General features: G+C 71.9%; 20 protein-coding genes. 8 read left to right on the top strand and 12 right to left on the bottom strand.

The genetic code is table 11. The features are described 5' to 3' along the window. Positions 1-177: 177 nt before the first annotated feature. Positions 178-1,293, top strand: coding sequence for an acyltransferase family protein (locus AC2XR2_RS27975; protein WP_491518512.1), 1,116 nt, complete (start codon positions 178-180; stop codon positions 1,291-1,293). Between the two features lie 176 nt (positions 1,294-1,469). On the opposite strand, the gene AC2XR2_RS27970 is transcribed toward AC2XR2_RS27975, so the two are convergent. Then, the gene (locus AC2XR2_RS27970; RefSeq protein WP_381297336.1) at positions 1,470-2,117 is read right to left on the bottom strand and encodes a TetR/AcrR family transcriptional regulator; all 648 of its coding nucleotides are present in this window, start codon (positions 2,115-2,117) and stop codon (positions 1,470-1,472) included. Positions 2,118-2,187: 70 nt separating this feature from the next. On the opposite strand from AC2XR2_RS27970, the gene AC2XR2_RS27965 reads away from it, so the two are divergent. Continuing rightward, positions 2,188-3,588 (top strand): FAD-dependent oxidoreductase, encoded by a 1,401-nt coding sequence (locus AC2XR2_RS27965; protein ID WP_491516611.1) that lies wholly within the window; start codon positions 2,188-2,190, stop codon positions 3,586-3,588. On the opposite strand, the gene leuE is transcribed toward AC2XR2_RS27965, so the two are convergent. Further along, complete coding sequence (leuE, locus tag AC2XR2_RS27960) at positions 3,578-4,228, bottom strand: leucine efflux protein LeuE (RefSeq protein ID WP_330264838.1); 651 nt, start codon at positions 4,226-4,228, stop codon at positions 3,578-3,580. The two genes, AC2XR2_RS27965 and leuE, sit on opposite strands and share 11 nt — an antisense overlap. A 17-nt stretch (positions 4,229-4,245) precedes the next feature. Further along, entirely contained in the window at positions 4,246-5,826 is a 1,581-nt protein-coding gene (locus AC2XR2_RS27955) for an acyl-CoA mutase large subunit family protein (RefSeq protein WP_491516610.1), read from the bottom strand. 146 nt (positions 5,827-5,972) lie between these two features. Between AC2XR2_RS27955 and AC2XR2_RS27950 the strand changes: the two genes are divergently transcribed. Continuing rightward, a complete protein-coding gene (locus tag AC2XR2_RS27950) occupies positions 5,973-6,824 on the top strand; it encodes a L,D-transpeptidase family protein (protein ID WP_449351789.1) in 852 nt (283 codons plus the stop codon). Between the two features lie 292 nt (positions 6,825-7,116). On the opposite strand, the gene AC2XR2_RS27945 is transcribed toward AC2XR2_RS27950, so the two are convergent. The 4 genes from AC2XR2_RS27945 to AC2XR2_RS27930 all read right to left on the bottom strand — a co-directional run bounded on the left by AC2XR2_RS27945 (position 7,117) and on the right by AC2XR2_RS27930 (position 10,756). Next, positions 7,117-8,214, bottom strand: coding sequence for a hypothetical protein (locus AC2XR2_RS27945; RefSeq protein ID WP_491516609.1), 1,098 nt, complete (start codon positions 8,212-8,214; stop codon positions 7,117-7,119). Next, a complete protein-coding gene (locus tag AC2XR2_RS27940; RefSeq protein WP_330264842.1) occupies positions 8,214-8,876 on the bottom strand; it encodes an RNA polymerase sigma factor in 663 nt (220 codons plus the stop codon). Before AC2XR2_RS27940 ends, AC2XR2_RS27945 begins: the two co-directional genes overlap by 1 nt. 453 nt (positions 8,877-9,329) lie before the next feature. Further along, positions 9,330-10,142 (bottom strand): hypothetical protein, encoded by an 813-nt coding sequence (locus AC2XR2_RS27935; protein ID WP_491516608.1) that lies wholly within the window; start codon positions 10,140-10,142, stop codon positions 9,330-9,332. Next, positions 10,139-10,756 carry an RNA polymerase sigma factor gene (locus tag AC2XR2_RS27930; protein WP_381297413.1) on the bottom strand — a complete coding sequence of 206 codons (618 nt, stop codon included), beginning with the start codon at positions 10,754-10,756 and terminating at the stop codon, positions 10,139-10,141. Before AC2XR2_RS27930 ends, AC2XR2_RS27935 begins: the two co-directional genes overlap by 4 nt. A gap of 283 nt (positions 10,757-11,039) precedes the next feature. Here AC2XR2_RS27930 and AC2XR2_RS27925 point away from each other — a divergent pair, with 283 nt between their 5' ends. Further along, positions 11,040-13,184: a peptidoglycan recognition protein family protein gene (locus tag AC2XR2_RS27925; RefSeq protein WP_491516607.1), complete on the top strand. Its 2,145-nt coding sequence runs from the start codon at positions 11,040-11,042 to the stop codon at positions 13,182-13,184. Positions 13,185-13,317: 133 nt separating this feature from the next. Here AC2XR2_RS27925 and AC2XR2_RS27920 read toward each other — a convergent pair whose 3' ends face one another. Beyond that, positions 13,318-13,710: a hypothetical protein gene (locus tag AC2XR2_RS27920; protein ID WP_185093249.1), complete on the bottom strand. Its 393-nt coding sequence runs from the start codon at positions 13,708-13,710 to the stop codon at positions 13,318-13,320. A gap of 224 nt (positions 13,711-13,934) precedes the next feature. Here AC2XR2_RS27920 and AC2XR2_RS27915 point away from each other — a divergent pair, with 224 nt between their 5' ends. Then, positions 13,935-14,396, top strand: coding sequence for a DUF1877 domain-containing protein (locus AC2XR2_RS27915; RefSeq protein WP_449351792.1), 462 nt, complete (start codon positions 13,935-13,937; stop codon positions 14,394-14,396). Positions 14,397-14,452: 56 nt separating this feature from the next. On the opposite strand, the gene AC2XR2_RS27910 is transcribed toward AC2XR2_RS27915, so the two are convergent. From AC2XR2_RS27910 to AC2XR2_RS27895, 4 genes are all read right to left on the bottom strand, one after another. After that, a complete protein-coding gene (locus AC2XR2_RS27910) occupies positions 14,453-15,061 on the bottom strand; it encodes a hypothetical protein (RefSeq protein ID WP_491516606.1) in 609 nt (202 codons plus the stop codon). A 76-nt stretch (positions 15,062-15,137) separates the two neighbouring features. Next, positions 15,138-15,659, bottom strand: coding sequence for a hypothetical protein (locus tag AC2XR2_RS27905; protein ID WP_381297420.1), 522 nt, complete (start codon positions 15,657-15,659; stop codon positions 15,138-15,140). An 85-nt stretch (positions 15,660-15,744) separates the two neighbouring features. Further along, positions 15,745-16,512: a DUF4328 domain-containing protein gene (locus AC2XR2_RS27900; protein WP_381297422.1), complete on the bottom strand. Its 768-nt coding sequence runs from the start codon at positions 16,510-16,512 to the stop codon at positions 15,745-15,747. Positions 16,513-16,634: 122 nt separating this feature from the next. Beyond that, entirely contained in the window at positions 16,635-18,284 is a 1,650-nt protein-coding gene (locus AC2XR2_RS27895; RefSeq protein WP_491516605.1) for a beta-N-acetylhexosaminidase, read from the bottom strand. Between the two features lie 155 nt (positions 18,285-18,439). Here AC2XR2_RS27895 and AC2XR2_RS27890 point away from each other — a divergent pair, with 155 nt between their 5' ends. From AC2XR2_RS27890 to AC2XR2_RS27880, 3 genes are all read left to right on the top strand, one after another. After that, positions 18,440-18,988 (top strand): 2-oxo-4-hydroxy-4-carboxy-5-ureidoimidazoline decarboxylase, encoded by a 549-nt coding sequence (locus AC2XR2_RS27890; protein ID WP_491516604.1) that lies wholly within the window; start codon positions 18,440-18,442, stop codon positions 18,986-18,988. 190 nt (positions 18,989-19,178) lie between these two features. Beyond that, positions 19,179-19,559 carry a succinate dehydrogenase, cytochrome b556 subunit gene (gene sdhC, locus AC2XR2_RS27885; protein ID WP_007384241.1) on the top strand — a complete coding sequence of 127 codons (381 nt, stop codon included), beginning with the start codon at positions 19,179-19,181 and terminating at the stop codon, positions 19,557-19,559. 5 nt (positions 19,560-19,564) lie between these two features. Next, the gene (locus AC2XR2_RS27880; protein ID WP_062023650.1) at positions 19,565-20,047 is read left to right on the top strand and encodes a succinate dehydrogenase hydrophobic membrane anchor subunit; all 483 of its coding nucleotides are present in this window, start codon (positions 19,565-19,567) and stop codon (positions 20,045-20,047) included. The last annotated feature ends 8 nt before the right edge of the window (positions 20,048-20,055 follow it).

Genomic DNA, 20,055 nt, shown 5'->3' with positions numbered 1-20,055 from the left:
GATTCTGGGCGAACTTAGGAAGCCAAAACGACATGCAGGTGAACTCGCCGGGACCAGAAGGCCAATCGTTGACTCGGCACGTAAGACATCGCCGTGATTCGGACTAACGTGCTGAGGCGCATCCACAGGAGTGACTTAGGCTCTGCAGAGCTTGCGAAGGGAAAACCCGTGACCAGCATGACCGTCCGGCCGGCACCCGACCTGCCCCGGCGGCCGGAAGGGCCATCGCCCGCACCGCGCCCCCGGGAGACCCGGCTGCGGGCCCTGGACGGACTGCGACTGGTGGCCGCACTGATGGTGGCCGTGTACCACTACGGCGGCCGCGGCGGTGAAATCACCCAGTCCTGGGGGAGTTCCGCGCAACGCCAGTTCCCGACGCTGCACACCTATTTCTCCTACGGCTGCCTCGGCGTCCAGGTCTTTTTCGTGATCAGCGGATTCGTGATCTGCATGAGCGGCTGGGGCCGGCCCCTGAAGTCGTTCTTCGCCTCCCGCGCCTCCCGGCTGCTGCCCGCCTACTGGGTCGCGGTCCTGCTGGTCACGGCCGTGTTCGCGCTGCCGGTGGCCGCCCAGAAGGCGCTGTCGCCGAGCGACGTCATGGTGAACATGACGATGCTCCAGATGCCGTTGGGCGTCGACCGGGTGCTCGGGGTCTGCTGGACGCTGTGGGCGGAGGTCCGCTTCTACGTGCTGTTCGCGCTGTGCGTGGTCCTGCCCGGGGCCTCCCGGCGCCGGGTGATCATGTTCTGTGCCGGCTGGACGCTGGCGGCGGCGATCACGCAAACCGCCCACCTGCCGCTGCTCGACACGGTGTTCATGCCGGAGTACGCCTCCTTCTTCATCGGCGGCGTCGGCCTCTACCTCGTCCACCGCGACCGGCGGGACGTGTACGCGTGGGGCATCGTGGTGGTCAGCTTCCTGATCGGGCAGCACTACGCGGTCAAGTCGCTGTGGAACGCCTCCGACCCCAACGCCTTCGCGCACCGCACCTCGCTGGGCATCGTGCTGGTGGTCGCCTTCGGCTTCGTCGCGGTGGCGGCCATCGCGCTGGGCTGGCTGAACTGGGCCGACTGGCGCTGGCTGACGGTGGCCGGGGCGCTGACGTACCCCTTCTACCTGGTGCACGAGCACCTGGGCTGGGTGGCCGTCCGGGTCCTGCACCGGAGTCTGGGCATCCCGTCGTCGGTGACCTTCGCCCTGACGATCGCCTCGATGCTGGTGCTGGCCTGGCTGCTGAACAAGCTCGTCGAAAAGCCACTGACCCCACGACTGCGCAACGCCCTGCAACGCTGACCCGGGCGTCCTTCCGTGTCTTCTCGGCCGACTTGACGGCCGACCGCACGACACCACGCTGAATTCCGCAGGACATCGACCCTGTTTCGGATACTCGGGCACCTTCAGCGATCACGGTGCGGACTTCGTCGATACGACGACTACGCGACCGACACGCCCCGCGACAGCTTTCTCGGTCACCCGCCGTACCGCGCCGCGATCCCCGAGATCACCAACTCCAGCCCTTCCTCGTAATGCCGGTCGAAGTTCTGGAAGATCTCCGTGCCCGCCGCCGCCGACAGGGGGAAGTCGGCCATGACGTGGGCGCGTTCCGTCACGTCGAAGCCCTCTCGGCGTTCGCCCGGCATCGGCTCCACGCCCTGTTCCTCGGTGACGAAACCGAGTGTGTAGAGGTACGACGTCGAGGTGGCGCGGACCGCCTGGGCGAGGGTGAATCCGGTGGTGGTGAACAGGCGCAGGGTGTCCTCCATCTGCTCGACGTGGACCAGGCCCGTGAAACGTGAGCCGCTGTAGACCTTGGCGCCGTCGCGGTAGCCGAGCAGGGCGGCGCGCAGTCCGCGGTTGGCCTTGAGCAGCCGTTCCCGCCAGGTGTCGGACGGGTCGAGGTCGGCGTCCGCGACCATCCGCCGGTACATCTCCGTCGCCATCTCGTCGAGCAGGGCCTGCTTGTCCTTGAAGTGCCAGTACAGGGCGGGCGCCTTGACGTCGAGCTCCTTGGCGATGGCGCGCAGGGTGAGGCCGTCGAGGCCCACCTCGTTCAGGAGCTTCAGGGCGGTGTCGGCGACCCTCGCGCGGTCGAGGGGCGGGCGTTTCTCGGTGCTCACACTTGACAGCTTAACAGCGTTAAGGGCACGCTCGTGGTCGACGGCACTTAACAGCGTTAAGGAGTAGGACATGAACACGGACGTACTGGTCGTCGGCGCCGGCCCCACCGGTCTCGCCCTCGGCATCGACCTCGCCCGGCGGGGCGTGGACGCGCTGGTCGTGGAGAAGGCGGACCGGCTGTTCCCGGGCTCGCGGGGCAAGGGCCTCCAGCCGCGCACCATGGAGGTCTTCGACGACCTCGGCGTGCTCGACGCGATCCACGCGGTCGGCGGCACCTACCCGGTCGGGATGATCTGGCAGGACGGCGAGCGGGTGGGCGAGCACCGGATGTTCGACCCGGTCGAGGTGACGGACGACGCGCCGTACAACGCGCCGTGGATGGTGCCGCAGTGGCGCACCCAGGAGGTGCTGTTCGCCCGCCTCGAGGAACTGGGCGGGCGGGTGGCCTTCGGGCGGGAGGCCGTGGGCCTCGAACAGGACGCCGACGGCGTGACCGTACGCTTCGCGACCGGCCCCGACATCCGCGCCCGCTACCTCGTCGCCGCCGACGGCGGCCGCTCGGTCGTGCGCCGGGCCCTCGGCATCGGCATGACCGGGGAGACCGTGGACCCGAACCCGATGCTCGTCGCGGACGTCCGCATCACGGGCCTGGACCGGGACAACTGGCACGTCTTCCCGCCGCGCGGCGAGGACGCCGGCTACCTCGCGATCTGCCCGCTGGCCGGCACCGAGGACTTCCAGGTCGTGGCGCAGTTCCCGGAGGGCACGCGGGTGGACCTCTCCCCCGACGCGATCCGCGAGGTCGTCGCGGCCCGTTCCCACCTCGCCCCCGAGGCCGTCACGGAGGTCCGCTGGGCCTCCGACTTCCGGCCCCGCGCGGCCCTCGCGGACGCCTTCCGCTCCGGCCGGGTCTTCCTCGCGGGCGACGCGGCCCACGTCCACTCCCCGGCGGGCGGCCAGGGCCTGAACACGAGCGTCCAGGACGCCTACAACCTGGGCTGGAAGCTGGGCGCGGTCCTGCGGTCCGGGGCCCCGGCCACCCTGCTGGACAGCTACGAGGAGGAGCGCCGGCCCGTCGCCGCGCACATGCTCGGCATCTCGACGGGCGTGCACCGCGGGGAGGTCCGCCGCGGGGACGCGACCCGTCAGCTGGGCCTGGGATACCGGGACTCGTCCCTCACCGAGGAGACCCGTACGGCACCGGCCGGGCTCCGCGCGGGCGACCGCGCCCCCGACGGCAAGCTGGCCGGCGTACGCCTCTTCGACGCCTTCCGGGGCCCGCACTGGACGCTGGTGACGGTCGGCGTCGAGGCACCCGAGGTGCCGGAGCCGGTGCGGGTGGTCGCCGGTGACGAGCAGCCGTCGTACGGGAAGGGGCTGTTCCTGGTGCGTCCGGACGGCTATGTGGGCTGGGCGGGCGAGGACCCCGCACAGCTCGCGGGCTACCTCGGCCGGGGGATCACGCGCTAGCGAGCGACAGCTTCACGGCGAAGCCGAGGAACAGCGCGCCCGCCGCCGAGGTCGCCCCCGCGGACAGCAGCCGGCGCCTGCGGAACGCGTCGGCCAGCTTCGTCCCGCCGAAGATCAGCGCGGTGAGGTACAGGAAGCTGGCCAGCTGGGCGAAGGCGCCCAGGACGACGAACGAGATCGCCGGGTAGGCGTACGCCGGATCGACGAACTGCACGAAGAAGGCGACGAAGAACAGGATCGCCTTGGGGTTGAACAGGCTGATCACCAGGGCCCTGCGGTACGGCCGCTCCCCCGGACCGGCGTCGGGGACCTCCGCCTCGGCCACCGGTGAGCGCCGCGAGCGCCACAGCCCCCACGCGGCCCGCAGCATCCCCACCGCGAGCCACGTCAGATACCCGGCCCCCGCGTACTTCACGATCCCGAACAGCACGGCGTTGGCCTGGAGCAGCGAGGCGACCCCGGCGGCGGACAGCGTCATCAGCACGGCGTCCCCGCACCACACCCCGGCCGCGGCGGTGTACCCGGCCCGTACTCCCCGCCGCGCGGCGACGGAGACGACGTAGAGCGAGTTGGGCCCGGGCAGCAGGACGATCAGGACCAGGCCTGCCAGGTAGGTGGGGAGGTCTATGACACCGAACATGGGGACGAGTGTCGCATTCAGAACGCGTCCGAGGGTACGTAGGTCCCCCACACCTCGCGCAGTGCGTCGCAGACCTCGCCGACCGTCGCCCGGGCCCTGAGGGCGTCCTTCATCGGGTAGAGGACGTTGTCCTCGCCCTCGGCCGCCTTCTTGAGGGCCGCGAGGGCGGAGTTCACCGCCACGGGGTCGCGTTCGGCCCGGAGGCGGGCGAGGCGTTCGGTCTGCTGGGACTCGATGGCGGGGTCGACTCGGAGGGGCTCGTACGGCTCCTCCGCGTCCAGTTGGAAGCGGTTGACGCCGACGACGATCCGTTCGCCGGAGTCGGTCTCCTGGGCGATGCGGTAGGCGTTGCGTTCGATCTCGTTCTTCTGGAAGCCGTGCTCGATCGCGGCGACCGCGCCGCCGAGGTCCTCGACCTTGCGCATCAGGTCCAGCGCGGCCGCCTCGACGTCGTCGGTCATCCTCTCGACGGCGTACGAGCCGGCGAACGGGTCGACCGTCGCGGTCACGTCGCTCTCGTGGGCGAGGACCTGCTGCGTGCGCAGCGCCAGCCGTGCGCTCTTGTCCGTCGGCAGGGCGATGGCCTCGTCGAAGGAGTTGGTGTGCAGGGACTGGGTGCCGCCGAGGACCGCGGCCAGGCCCTGCACGGCCACCCGGACCAGGTTGACCTCCGGCTGCTGGGCCGTCAGCTGGACGCCCGCGGTCTGGGTGTGGAAGCGCAGCATCAGGGACTTGGGGTTCTTCGCGCCGAACTCCTCGCGCATCACCCGCGCCCAGATCCGGCGGGCGGCACGGAACTTGGCGACCTCTTCGAGGATCGTGGTACGGGCGACGAAGAAGAAGGAGAGGCGGGGCGCGAAGTCGTCGACGTCCATGCCGGCGGCGACGGCCGTACGGACGTACTCGATGCCGTCGGCCAGGGTGAAGGCGATCTCCTGCGCGGGCGAGGCGCCGGCCTCCGCCATGTGGTAGCCGGAGATCGAGATGGTGTTCCACTTCGGGATCTCGGCCCCGCAGTACTTGAAGATGTCGGCGGTCAGCCGCAGCGAGGGCTTCGGCGGGAAGATGTACGTCCCGCGCGCGATGTACTCCTTCAGCACGTCGTTCTGGATCGTGCCGGTCAGGCGGTCCGCGCTCACGCCCTGTTCCTCCGCCACCAGTTGGTACAGGAGCAGCAGGAGCGCGGCGGGCGCGTTGATCGTCATCGAGGTCGACACCTGGTCCAGCGGGATGCCCCCGAACAGCACCCGCATGTCGTCGACCGAGTCGATGGCCACACCGACCTTGCCGACCTCGCCGTGCGCGATCGGCGCGTCCGAGTCGTGGCCCATCTGGGTGGGCAGGTCGAAGGCGACCGACAGGCCGGTGGTGCCGTGGGCGATCAGCTGCCGGTAACGGGCGTTGGACTCCACGGCAGTGCCGAAACCGGCGTACTGCCGCATCGTCCAGGGGCGCCCGGTATACATCGTCGGGTACACGCCCCGCGTGAAGGGGTACGCGCCCGGCGTACCGAGCTTCACCGACGGGTCCCAGCCCTCCAGGGCCTCGGGACCGTAGACGGGTTCGATGGGCAGTCCGGACTCCGACTCACGCGTCATGCCCACCACGGTATTGCGGTCCCGGGCGGATCGCCGCCGGTCGTTCGTGAGCGGGCGGGCGGATCGCGGCCGGGTCGTTCGGGGCTGGGCGGGCGTGGGGAGACATCCAGGGTCCAGGAGATGTCGGTGAGACGGCAGGGGGCCGGATGCGTACTACGGGCATGGGGCGAGGGTTCGCGGCACTGCTGGTCCTGGCGATGGCCTGCGGCTGCACGGTGCAGGGCACCGGCGGCGACGGCAAGCGGCATCTGCCGGTGCGGATCGAGGTGCCCCAGCGCAGTACGCCACCGCCGGCGTCCCCGTCGGACGGCGACCCGGACGATCCGAAGGCCGGCTCGGCACCGCCGAGCACTTCCGCCGCGCCCGCCGCCGTGCTGTGGTCGCGCGGCGACTCCGGGCGCGGCGTGCGGGAGCTCCAGGCCCGGCTGCGGCAGGTCGCCTGGCTCTACGACGGCCCGACGGGGTCGTACGACGATCTCACCGAGCGGGCGGTGAAGGGGTTCCAGGGCAAGCGCGGGCTGCCGAGGACCGGGAAGACCGACGCGGTCACCTGGCAGCGGCTGAAGGCCATGACGCACGAGCCGGGCAAGTGGGAGCTGTACCTGATGGGCGGGCAGCCGGCCGACGCGCCGGACCCGCGCTGTCTGACCGGGCGGGTGCTGTGCATCAGCAAGACCAGCCGGACCCTGCGCTGGATGATCGACGGCCGCACGCTGACCACCGTGTCGGTCCGTTTCGGCTCGGTGGGCACACCGACCCGGGAGGGTGTGTTCAGCGTCTACTGGAAGTCACGGCACCATGTGTCGACGCTCTACGACTCCCCGATGCCGTACGCGATGTTCTTCAGCGGCGGCCAGGCGGTGCACTACTCGGCGGACTTCGCGGCCCGCGGCTACGCGGGCGCCTCGCACGGCTGCGTCAACGTACGGGACGAGGCGGCGATCGCGAACCTGTTCGCCCAGGTACGGAACGGCGACAAGGTCGTCGTCCACTGGTGACGCGCGCGAAGAGGAGTCAGGGGCGCGGACGGGACCGGGGGAACGTGTCCCGCCCGCGCCGAGGTGCACGAGCCGTAGGTACGGGGGGAACCCCGGCTCTGTGCGACGGCCGATGACCAGTCGGCTCACTCATTACTGCGCCACGACGACCGAAAACGTCACACCCACCGCGACGGGAACCGCGGTGGGTGCGAAAGATGCAGGTCAGCGTGTTGAGGCGGGGGGGGGGAGAGCGGGGTGGGTCGGGGGGCAGAGCCCGGTTGGGTCAGGGGCAGGGCGTGGTGGGTCGGGGTCAGAGCGCGCTGTACGACGGGCTCGGTTCCGGGGCCGGGCCGGGGCCCGGTGACATCGTTGCCCGGCTCGGGACGAGCGGGGTGCCGGAGGCGGGGGCGGTGGTGCCGCCGTTCGGGCCGGGCCGGTTGTTGTCCGGGGCCATGAACTGGCCGTCGCCGCGACCGCCGTTCCGGCCACCGCCGCCGTTGCCGCCGTCCTGGTCGCCCCGGCCGTTCCCGTCGCCCGGGCCGCTCCGGTCGTTGCCGCCGTTCTCGCCCCGGCCTCCGCCTTCGCCCCGGCCGCCACCCTTGCGGTCCTCGGAGCCCGCCTTGCCGCCGTCCTCGGACAGGACGCCCTTGCAGTACTTCCACACCCGCGGTGAGCCGCCCGCCGCGCCCTCCAGGAAGTGCTTGCGGGCCGGGGTCAGCTCCTTGCCCTCGCGCAGGTCACGGCAGGCCGAGACGGCGAAGTCCCCGCCACTGCCCGGGCGGACGCCGAGTCCCTCGGAGGCCGAGCCGCGGGCCGCGCCGGTTTCACCGCGGGCGGTGTCGCGCGAGCCGCCCGCGCCGGACGGGGAGCCCTTCGGCGAGGGCACCGCCTTGGGGGCCCGCGGGGAGGGCGAGACGAGGGGGCGGTCCGGGGAGGCGTCCGTCGACACCGAGGAGCCGGGCTCCGGTGTGTCGTGTCCGGACGGCGCGAGGACTCCGGTTCCGGCCACGACCGCGGCCCCGCCCACCACCCCGGCGGCCAGTACGGCAGCCAGGCCTAAATGCGCGGGGCGGCGCCGGCGGGATGCCCCGGCCTTCGGACCGGGAGCGCCGATGCGTACGAGACCGGCGTCGGCCAGGTCGCCCCCGACCGGGTGCCGGCCCTGCTCGGGAGGGCTCACCCAGTCGTCGGCACGGTTCGCGCGCACCTTGCGGAAGGCGGCCAACGCGGCCTCCTCGCCGGGCAGTTCCGTGCTGGTCGGCGCGGGTTCCGCGGTCAGTGCGGCCAGGGTCTCGGCGAGGCGCTCGGCCCGGTCGCGGGTGGCCTCGTCGACAGCTTCCAGTGGCTCGCCGCGCAGCAACCGCTCGGCTGTCTCGAGGTCCAGCCACTCGTAGCTCTCGTCGGCCATCACATGTCCTTCTGCGTCCGCGGACGCATATGCGTCACACTCGCGGACGTCACCGCACGGTCCTGCGGTTCTCTCTGGGGCGGCAGGGCATCGAGCGCACCGGCGGATTCCGGATCCGCGCCGAGGAGTTCCGCGAGCCGTTTCAGACCCCGGTGCGCGGCGGTCCGTACGGCGCCCGGACGCTTGCCCAGGGTCTCGGCGGCGGTCTTGGCGTCCAGGCCGACGACCACGCGCAGCACCACGGCCTCGGCCTGGTCCTGGGGCAGCCGGGCGATGAGCGAGAGGGTGGTGCCGGTGGTGAGCGCCTCGATGGCCTCGCCCGCGGTGTCCGACTCGGCGGGCTTGCCGGTCAGCTCGGTCTCGTCGCCGCCGATGGCGGGGCGGCGGCCGCGCATCCGTATGTGGTCGAGGGCCCGGTTGCGGGCTATCCGGGCGGCCCAGCCGCGGAAGCGGTCCGCGTCGCCGTCGAAGCGGTCCAGGTCACGGGCTATCTGGAGCCAGGCCTCGGAGGCCACGTCCTCGGCGTCCGGATCGCCGACCAGTGTCCGGACGTATCCGAGCAGCCGCGGGTGCACGGCGCGGTACACAGTACGGAACGCGGTCTCGTCCCCGTCCTGTGCCGCAAGCACCGCGGCAGTCAACTCCGCGTCGTCCCCCAGCACCCGTGAATCCTCAATACATGGTCGCGATCGATGGTCGCCGCTTCGAGCCGTCGAGGGTGGTGGTGATCGTTCGAGAGTCGCGTTGATCATTCAACATCCGCGCCCGGCGCGAAAGGCACGTTACGACCTGAAACCGCTGCTCGTCCATGTCCGCACAAAACGCAACTACCTCGTGATCCGGGGGCGCGGCCGGGTGGGTATGACGGCGGGGTGTGACAGAAACCGCACTCCTGACGCTGAAGGAATTACGGGCCGCCGCGCGGCCCGTGCCGCGCGACGGCCGGGGCCTCTCCTGTGGGGGGTGGCGGCCCTGGCCGTCTCCGCGGTACCGGCGTGTTCAGCTTCGCGTGCTGCGTGCTGTCGCTGCCGGCGGACGCCTCGCGCCCCTGATCCCGGCGATCACCCGCTCACACCCCGGCGCCGGCGCGGAGGAGCGCCTCGGCGAGACGTGCGTCAGTGCTTCCGGGACTGGTTCTTGTCCGTGTTCGGCCCCGCCGTGCCCTGCCCCGCCGCCTCCTCCGGCTTCGCCTTCCCCGGCTTCGCCTCCGTCGCCTCCGTCGGCGCCGGCGTCTTCCCGGGTTTCGCCGTGGCCGTCGCCGGGTCGGTCAGCGTGGTGCAGTAGGCGCTGACGTCGGCCTCGCCGCCGGCCGCCGCGACGAGCCTCTGGAACGCCGTGGAGTCGAGCGCCTTGCCGCGGCCCTGAAGCTTCTCGTACGCGCGGCAGTGGGCCAGGGTGTCCTTCGCGGTGGCCGGACGGTCGGCGGGGGCGGACACGGAGGGCCGGGAGTCGCTCGGCGACCGGACCGGGGCGCTCGTGGTGACACTCGGACGTGCGCCCCCGTCGTCCGCCGCACCCTTGGCCGACCCGCCGTCACCGCCACCGGCACCGATCGCCGCGTAGGCGACTCCGCCGAGGGTGAGACTCGCCAGGAGCACGGAGAGCGTCGCCTTCCAGGACCGCGCCCCGCGCCGTCGCGCACGGGGCCGCCAGTCGTCCCGCCGCCGCGTCCGCGCCCGGTGCGCCCCGGCGTCCCGAGCCACCCGAAAGGCCTCCAGGGCCCGCCGCTCGGCCTCCCCGTCCGTCTTCTCCGCGAGGATCGCCGCCCCGAGCACCGCTTCCAGCCGACCTCGGTCGTACGACGGCTCGGGGAGGTCGCTCAGGATCCTGTCGTCGTACGGCTGCTCCGCGCCCGGCGCTGCACCCTCCCTCCGCTCGTCGCTCATGCCGTGTCCGTTCCTGTCCGCCGTGCCGTCCTCGCCTGTCATGTCGACTCCCCCAGCGTCCGGGGGCGCTCATCCGTCACACTCTCGGCGCCGAGCAGCTGCGCCAGCCGCTTCAGGCCCCGGTAGGCCGCGGTGCGCACCGCGCCGGGGCGTTTGCCGAGGACGCGGGCGGCGGCGGGGCCGTCGAGTCCGACGACGACCCGGAGCAGCACCGCCTCGGCCTGGTCGCGCGGGAGTGCCCGGACCAGCTCCAGGGCGTACTCGGTGGAGAGGGACTCCAGCGCCTGGTCGTGGGTGCTGTGCGGGCCGGGCAGGTCCAGCATGTCCTGCTCCAGCGCCGCCGACCGGGGCCGCACCTTCTGCCGGCGCAGATGGTCCAGGGCCCGGTGCCGGGCGATGGTCGCCGTCCAGCCGCGGAACCCGGCCCCGTCCCCCCGGAACCGGCCGAGGTCTCTGGCGATCTCCAACCAGGCGTCGGAGGCCACGTCCTCGGCGTCGTCCCCGACCAGCCCGCGCAGATACCCGAGCAGTGCGGGCTGCACCAGCCGGTAGGCGACCGCGAACGCGGACTCGTCGCCCTCCTGGGCCCGCGCGACGGCCGCGCCCAGTTCCCCGTCGTACGCCTGCGCGCGGCGGGGTTCCCCTCCCTGGCCCAAGAACTTTCCTGTCCGTACCGGTTCGTGGCGATTCCGCACTGTCGGCGGGGTCGCCCTTGCCCATGTCCCCCACGGTCAACAGCGTCCGACCGCACAGAAGTGTCACAGTCCCGTACCTGTCCCCAGGGCCTCCGCATGTGACGCCTGTGACGTCTGCGATCGTTTGGACGCTGTGTGAGTGCCACCTGTGCAAGAGGTGGCACTTCTGTGACCGAGTTCAACTGAATCAGGGGTGGGGTAGGTAGTGAGTCGTCGTAGAAGCCGTGCGTACAGACCGCTCAGCATGAAGCGGCGGGCGTGGCTGACGCTCGGCGCGGTGGTCCTGGGGGGCGGGGGTATCGCGAGCTACGCCGTCGCCAGTCCGTCGACCGACGCGGCGGGGGATCAGCGGGCCGAGCGACCGGTGAAGGTCTACGACCTCGCGCTGAAGGCACCCGAGACCGGCGAGCGCGAGCTGCCGCGCACCGAGACCAAGCAGTTCTCGCTGCTCGGCATCTCCTGGACGGGGGCGACCAAGCAGCTCGACGGCAAGGCGCAGGTACGCACCCGGAGCCTCGACACCGGCGCGTGGACGCCCTGGCAGGACCTGGAGACGGACGCGGACCCGGTGGAGGACGCCGACGAGCGGGCCGGGGCACGCGGCGCGTCCGAACCGCTGTGGGTGGGCCCCTCGGACGGTGTCGAGGTGCAGGTCGTCCACGAGGACGGCACCACCAGCGCCGGACTGCCCTCGGGGCTCAAGGTCAACCTGGTCGACCCGGGCGTGACCGCCGCCGAAGCGGCCGACGCCGCGACCGAGCCGGCGGCCTACACGGAGGACGTGACCCCGAGCCCCACGGCCACCACACCCACCTCCCCGGCCCCCACGGCCACCACGCCCACCGCCCCGGCCTCCACGGTTCCCGAGCCGCCGATCGTCTCGCGCGCCGACTGGGGCGCCGACGAGTCGCTGAGCCCCGACCCGTCGGAGTACAACGCGGACGTGAAGGCCGTCTTCGTCCATCACACGGCCGGGTCGAACGACTACACCTGCGCCGAGTCGGCGTCGATCGTGCGGGCCATCTACGCGTACCACACCGCCCCGGCCCCCGACGGCAACGGCTGGAACGACCTCGGCTACAACTTCCTGGTCGACAAGTGCGGCACGATCTTCGAGGGCCGCAAGGGCGGTGTCGACCAGCCGGTCCTGGGCGCCCACACCTACGGTTGGAACCGTGAGTCCACCGGCATCGCGGTGATCGGCGAGTACACCTCGGCGGGTGCCTCCACCGCCGCCCTCACCTCGGTCGCCCGGATCGCGGCCTGGAAGCTCGGCCAGTACGGCGTCGACCCGAACTCCACGGTCCAGCTGAAGGCGGGCGCGACCCAGAAGAACCTCGCCGGTACCAGCTTCACCGCGGGCAGCCTCTACACCTTCAACCGGATCTCCGGTCACCGCGACGGCTACGCCACCGAGTGCCCCGGCACCACGCTCTACGGCCAGCTGCCGACCATCCGCGCCTGGGCGTCCGGCCCGGTGCAGGGCCTGAAGGTCACCTCGCTGACCGGCGCGACCCTGTCCGGCTCGACGTACTACACCAAGGGCGCGATCACCGCGAAGTGGTCGACGACCACGCCGGGTTCGCTGATCTCGAAGTTCGAGCTGCTGGTCGACGGCACGGTCGTCAAGACCACCGCGGGCACGGCCACCTCGGCGAGCACGACCCTGGCCGCGGGCACCCACAAGGTCGCCGTGCGGGCGGTGCACCAGTCCGGCAAGACCGCCCCGGCCACCACCGCGCTGACCGTCGTCGCGGACACCACGGCGCCGGTCTTCTCCACCACCCCGAAGATCACCCTGCGCGCGGGCACCGTCGAGACCGCCGCCGTCCCGGTCACCCTCGGCTGGAAGGCCACCGACGCGCAGGCCCTGAAGCAGGTCAGCCTGCTGTCGCCGACGACGGCCACCTTCGGCCCGACCACCACCAGCTCCAACCGCACCGCCAAGTCCGGCTCGGCGAGCACCTGGTCGATGAAGGCGTACGACGTCGCGGGCAACACCCGCACCTCGTCGCCCGCCTACACGCCGATGATCCTCCAGGAGACCTCGGCCACGAAGTCCGGGAGCTGGACCGCCCGTTCCTCGTCCAGCTACCTCGGCGGGAAGTCGTACTCCAGCGGTTCCAAGGGCGCGAGCCTGACCTGGACGTTCACCGGCAAGTCCGCCGCGTGGGTGGTCTCGCGGGCGTCCACCTCCGGGCAGGCGTACGTCTACGTGGACGGCACCAAGGTCGCGACCGTGGACCTGAAGTCCGCCACCACGAAGTACCGCCAGGCGATCTGGACCAAGTCCTGGGCGTCCAGCGCCCAGCACAAGATCAAGATCGTGGTGGTCGGCACCAGCGGCCGCCCGACGATCACGACGGACGGCCTGGTCTACATCAAGTAGCCGTCCGGAGCGCCGAGTTCACCGCGACGGGCGTCCGCCTCCCCGCATCCGGGGGGCGGACGCCCGTTCCGCGTTCACGGGGTCTCGACGGCGGGTCCGGGGTCTTACCGCCCAGCGGCCCCGGCCGGCCCGCTCATCGCCGTACGGCCCCCGTCGCGTCCCGGCACAGCAGCCGCAGCGAGCCGTCCCCGGCGAAGCAACGGCGGGCCTCGTCCACCGGGTCCCACAGGCGGCCGTCGGGCGTCCGGACCCAGTACTCACCGCCGCTCGCCCACCACTCGGCACCGGTCTGGCGGACGACGACCTCACCGGCGTAGGCCCCGAGCCCGCGCAGCACGGTCTCCAGGGCGGCGTACGGCGCTCCCTCCCGGCGTATCTCCTCGATGAGCCGGTCGACGCGCCACAGGCTCTGCGCCGAGTAGTCGAGCCGGACCCGGGCGCCCTCGCGCAGGGTCGAGACCGCGTCGGCCGCCCACCGCACGGGTCTGGCCGCGGCGGAGGGCCGGTGCGCCTGGTGGGTCGTCACATCGGCGGTCGAACGGGCTGTCGTATGAGCGGTCACATCAGTCGTCACACGGGTGACAGCGTTCCGGAGGGACCGTTCGTCACACGATTCGGGGGGCTTCGGCGAGACCGGCGCAGGACCGACGCACCTTCACCGCATCCCTCCCCGGACGGTCACAGGACCCTCTCGGGAGCGAGGTTGACGACAGAGTGACGCTTCGGCGCCCCGGTGCGCTCCTGTCTCTGATGAGCGACTACTTCCATCTGCGCGCGGTGCCGCCCTCGGCCCTGCGCAACAGCGCCAACTGGTTGCAACGGCTGTTCGAGGACGACTGGGACGCCGTACGCGAACGCATCGGACGCCACCGGGAGGAGGTGCTGGACAAGTCCTACCTGGACCACGAACTCCTCTACGCCGGTGCCGAGGTGGTCCTGGGCGGACTGCCGGTCCACCCCGGCGACCGCGACAAGCCGCCCTTCCTCCTGCTGACCGCGGCCCGGGCGAACCAGGTCTCGTCGTACCTGGGAGCCGCCGACTTCGAGACCCTGTGGCGGCTCGCCCGCGAGGAGTTGCTGCCGCGATACGGCGGGGCGGGCGCCGAGCGGGAGGCGCGGGGGGTGTTCGCGGCGGCGCACCGGGACCTGACGGCGTTCTACGGCCAGACGGCCCGGTACGGGGACGCGGTCGTCAAATGGCTGGTCCATTGAGCAGCGCCCCGCCCCCATTCCCTCCGTGCCCGCTGACCGAGGCCCTCCGTCCCCGTTCACCCCCGCCGCCGGCTCCTCCGTGACACCACCGCGCGCAGGACCCGGCGGCCCTCCGTGCACACCTCCAGGGCGGGGCGCAGGCCGGCCGGGCCGTGGCCCGCGAGGAGTTCCAGGACGGTGACCTGGCGGCGGAGTTCGGCGGCCACGAGCGGGGACATGCCCTCCGTACGGCCCTCGCGGTGGGCGTCGAGCGAGTCGGCGGCGTCCTTCAGGGGGTCGAGCAGCTGGTGGATCCGGAGCGCGGCGACCGAGCAGGCGTCGGCCCACTCCCGCACCCCGGCACCGGACCGCTCGGCCGGCGCGGCGTCCAGCATCCGCCGGGCCAGCGACACGGCCTCGTCCTCCCCGGCGCCGTCGGCGGAGTCGTCCGCGCCCGGCTCTCCCCCCGGCCCGAACCCCCCTGTGCCGCCCAGCTTTCCGCGGACCTGGTCCAGCAGTCCGGCCCACTGCCCGGCGTCGCCGGTGTCGGTCGCGAGGTCGGCCCACAGGGGGCGCAGGACCTCGTCGTCGCCGCCCAGCAGCGGTACACAGCGATCCAAACAAGCCAACCCGCTGGCGGCCAGTCCGCGTTCGTCGGCCTGGCCGATCAGCTCCACCAGACTCATCCACGCCTCCCTCGCCGAGCGGTATCCCCTCACGGAACCCGCACTTCCCCTTACTGCGCGCGATGGCCCGGGAGTGTCACAGGGGCACCACACCGAGCCGGTCGAGCATACGGAAGAAGAGGTTTTCGGCCAACGGGTCGGGGTCGGAGCTCAGGACGTCGAGCAGCGGCTCCTCGGCCACCGCGTGCCCCGCCTCCGCCGCCCACGCGACGGCCCGCGCGGCCGCGTCCCGGGGCTCCAGGAAGTAGTCCTCGAGGGTCAGCCCGTCCGCACCGGACTCGCCGGCGCCACCGGCCCCGATGAACCTGGCCATGGCGCCGCGCGCCAGACAGGTCGTCCAGCCCCCGCTCTCCGGGCCCGCCGCCTCCACCACCACCGACGCGCTGTCCATGACGTATCCGAACAGCGCGGGCGAACCGGTCTCCAGGGCGAGGGAGTTCATGCTGCCGATGCCGCCCTCGCCGCTCGCGTACTCCCAGACCTGCCATCCGCCCGGCGCCGACTCGCGCAGGACCATGCCCTCCGCGCCGGCCAGTGCGTCCCGTTCGGCGAGCGGCCGCTCCCCGCGGCCCACGACGAAGTAACCCCAGTAGCCCATCCCGGTCCCCCCGGCTGCTCGGTACGGTTCGGGCCCGAATACACCACATTCGTACGGCAGTTCGCAGCAGGATGGACCAAATCCGTCAGGCGGCGACGGGTACCACCGGTCCCCGGCGGGCCTTCTCGTCCTGCATCCGGGTCAGCCGCAGCACCATCACGGCGGCGACCAGGGCGGCGACGAGGTCGACGGCGTCGGCGAACAGCAGCTGGAACGCGGCGTCGTGGACCTCCTGGTAGGTGTCGGCCTCCCCGGCCATGCTCGCCAGGAACCGCCCGATGACGTTGGTCAGCAGCCACAACGTCCACCACACGTTGACCAGCGCGTGCCCCCTCGGCCGGTCCTCGGGGCTGCTCGCGTTCCAGACGTCCAGCACGACCCGGCGCGGGTACCAGAGGCTCGCGAACGGCACGACCCAGCCCGCGATCACCCAGCCGCGCGCCTTGCGGTGCCCGTCCGGCGCGAACACCTCGGCGTTGACCCGCACCCGCCAGAGCCAGATCACGAAGACGACGGCGCAGGCCAGCAGCACGGCCATCTGCGCGGAGGCCGCCAGGGAGGTCAGCACGTCGGACACGTCGGCCCGGTCCAGCGCCGCGGCTCCGGTGTCGCCCCCGGCGAGGTCACCCGTGACGTCGTACCGGAGGAAGTCCGCGACGAGGGCGAAGAGGTCGACGGCGGCGGCCAGCCCGAGCAGTGCCACCGTGGCCCACCCGAGCCCGACCGGCGAGCGCAGCCAGACCTTGGGCGTGCCCGCGCCCGGCGGGGCGGCGAAGCCGGCGGGTGTGGCACACGAGGTGCACAGGACACCGTCCGGTGCCGCTTCGAAGTGATGGCAGCGCGTGCAGAGCATGGTGGGGTCCCCCGTGATGTGGATGAGCGGCAGACCGCGCGGCCTCTCCCCAGAGCCTCACGCGCGGCATGCGGAACATACGGTTCGCCGGCCCCGTACGTCCACCGTGAATTCCCGGTCGGTCAGCCGAGCCGGTCCCCGAGCGCCTTGAACTGCGTCCAGGTCAGAGCGGGCTTCCCCGGGTCCCACAGCTTCTGGGCGGTCGCCCGCAGCGGCATCCGGACGCCGGCCGCGACCTGGGCCTGCGTCTGCGCGTTCGGGAAGTCGCACCACACCGCGAAGTACCCGCCGAGGATCTGGCCGTCGTACGTCGAGGAGACGGCCGTCGTGCCCCGCACCACGCGCGGCGTCCACTGCTCGTAGATCCGCTGACCCCTCGGATAGAAGAACTTGTTGGGCTGCCCGAGGACGTAGTAGAGGAACTCGTCGTTGTAGTTGACGACCTTGCGGCCCGCGCTCAGATACTCCACCGGCTGCCGCGCGCCGATCTCCTTGCCCGTCCAGTAGGCGACCCGGATGTCGCCGGCGGGCCGCACGGACGTCCCCCGGAAGAAGCCGTCGTTCCAGGCGAGCGGCGTCTTTCCCGCGGCCCGGACGGTGTCGGCGCGGTCGTTGAGCCACCCCGTCGTCAGGTCCGCGACCGTGCCGCCGGCGCCGTAGGCCTTCCGGGCGGCGGTGGCGAGCTGGGGGTAGGTCGCCGCCGGGTTCGACACCATCAGCGCCCGGTACTCGTCCCCACCGAGATGCCAGTCGGCGCCGGGGAACAGGTCCGCGTACTCCTTCAGCAGGTCGTCGACCATCGCGGCGGCCGCAGGCTTGGAGATGTCGATCGTCCCCTGCGGAGTCCGCCCCGCCGCGCTGCGCAGCTGGAGCTCGGGGTGCGCCGCGATGACCGCGCCCAGATGCCCGGGCGAGTCGATCTCCGGTACGACGGTGATGTGCCGCTGCGCCGCGAGCGCGACGATCTTCCGCACCTGGGCCTTGGTCAGGTGCTGCTCCGAGACGATCTCCGGGTGCGTGTCGGACGCGATCCGGAACCCCTGGTCGTCGGAGAAGTGCAGCTGGAGCCGGTTGTACTTCAGGTCGCCCAGCTCCCGGACCCGGTCCTCGATCCAGCCGGCCGTGAAGCTCTTGCGGGCCATGTCCAGGAAGAACCCGCGCACCGGCTTGGCCGGCTGGTCCCGTACGACGCCCTCCGGCGCCGTACCGCCACCGTGCACCTCCTGCTTGAGCGTGCGGGTGCCGTAGAACACACCCGCGTCGTCCGGCCCGCTGATGTCGACTTGTCCGCCGCGCACGGTCATGCGGTACGACTCCGGGGCCGCGCCCTTGCCGTGGTCGACAGCCAGTCGGACGTCCCCGGGACGCACGTCGTCCTTCTTCCCGGCGTACGTCAGCCCCAGCTCACCGGCGACCAGGCGTCCCTCGTCGGCGAGGCCGGCGTCGTTCACGACCACGCGCAGCCCCGCGGCGGGCCGCCAGCCGGGGCCGCGCGCCGGGGTGTGGGCACGGACGGCCGGGATGGTGCGGGGGGTGGTGGACAGCGGGTACGAGCGGGTGGGGCTGGGGGTCGGGCTCGGCGCGGCGGCGGACGGCGAGGTCGAGCGCTGCTCCGCCTGTGCCTGTGGCTGCGTCCGCGCGGACCCGGCGGGGGCGCTGTCGTCGTTCCCCGCCCACAGCCCGAGGCCCACCCCGGCCACGACGGTCACGGCGACCGCCCCGGCGATCAGCCCCCTCGTCTGCTTCTCCGGTCGCTTCCTGTGCTGGCTCACACTCTCCACGCTAGGGCCTCGGGGGAACGGACGCGTCCACCGCCCGTTCCGAAACTCTCCCTTGCGGGTGAAATTCGGGCATCCGTCGGACAGGTCATGTCCACTCTCGATAACGTGACGTCACATCGCTCACAGCTTCCCCTGCCGAAACACACGTGACGCCCACACATACCTCTGGCCGAGTGGCCATACCGTCCCTGCCCACCGTCCTGGACGCCTTCAACACCGCCCCGCCCGACGAGGCCCGGGGCTTGTTGCTGGACTGCCTCCGCAGCCTGCGCTGGGCGGACCGCGTCGCGGCCCACCGCCCCTACCCGACCGTCGAGGCCCTGCTGGCCGCGTCGGACGAGGCGGCCTACGACCTGACGCCCGTGGACCTGTCGGAGGCGCTGGCGGGAGAGACGCTCCCGGTCCTGCCGGACGGCGCCTATGTCGCCGCCCACATGGCGCTGGACGCGGCCCACGCCGCCTACGAGGCCCGCTTCGGCCACGCCTTCGTGATCTGCCTGGACGGGTTGCCTCCGGCCGAGGCCCTCGATCACGTCCTGGCAGGCATCCGGTCACGTTTGGCAAACGATCCGGAGGAGGAACGCGTGGTGGCGGCGGAGGAGCTCCGCCGCTTGGCAAGGGGCCGATTGGTGTCTTCCCTCAGGGGCGCGGGGAACTGCGCGACCAGCCACTCACAACCCGCACCCGGCACATAGCAGCTCAGACCACCCCATTAGCCGCCCAGTTCCGCCATCTGCGTGCCACTTTGATCACACAGATGGGCCCCGGCTCAGCCCAGCGGCAGCGCCTCGCTACGATGCTGGGGGCCGGTGGACCGTACCCGGCCGGGCCCACCGACCGCACAAGCCGGCGCGGCCCCGACACCCCGCTCCCGGAGGGACTTCCGTGCCGGCTGGAACGCTGTACCGCGGCCGGGAAGGAATGTGGTCCTGGGTGGCTCACCGAGTCACCGGCGTCCTCATCTTCTTCTTCCTGTTCGTTCACGTGCTGGACACCGCTCTCGTCCGTGTCTCCCCCGAGGACTACGACAAGGTCGTAGCCACGTACAAGACCCCGCTCGTCGCGTGTCTGGAGTACGGCCTGGTGGCCGCCATCCTCTTCCACGCGCTCAACGGCCTGCGCGTCATCGCCGTCGACTTCTGGTCGAAGGGCCCGCGCTACCAGAAGCAGATGCTCTGGTCCGTGGTCGGCCTGTGGGTCGTACTCATGATCGGGGCGATCTACCCCGTCCTCGGCCACGCCGCTCGTGAACTCTTCGGGAGCTGATACCGATGGCGACCACTGAAACCACCGCTTCCGGCATCGGCCCCGTCGAGGGCTCCTCCGGTTACGGCGTCGACAACCCGGCGCCGCTGATCGAGGCTCCGCGCAAGCGCACCAAGAAGACCCCCCGCTCGACCCGCGGCAACTTCGAGATGGCCGCGTGGCTCTTCATGCGGCTGTCCGGCATCGTGCTGGTCGTCCTGGTCATCGGGCACCTGCTGATCCAGCTCGTCCTGGACGGCGGCGTCTCCAAGATCGGCTTCGCGTTCGTCGCCGGCCGCTGGGCCTCCCCGTTCTGGCAGGTCTGGGACCTGCTGATGCTGTGGCTCGCGATGCTGCACGGCGCCAACGGTCTGCGCACGATCATCAACGACTACGCGGAGCGCGCCAACACCCGGCTGTGGCTCAAGGGCCTGCTCTACACGGCCACGGTGTTCACCATCCTGCTGGGCACGCTGGTGATCTTCACCTTCGACCCGAACATCCGCTAGGCACGGGG

This window comes from Streptomyces sp. LS-MS-L19, from assembly GCF_058382285.1.
Note: the sequence above shows the minus strand (reverse complement) of the source record. Positions and strands in the feature narration are given on the sequence as shown.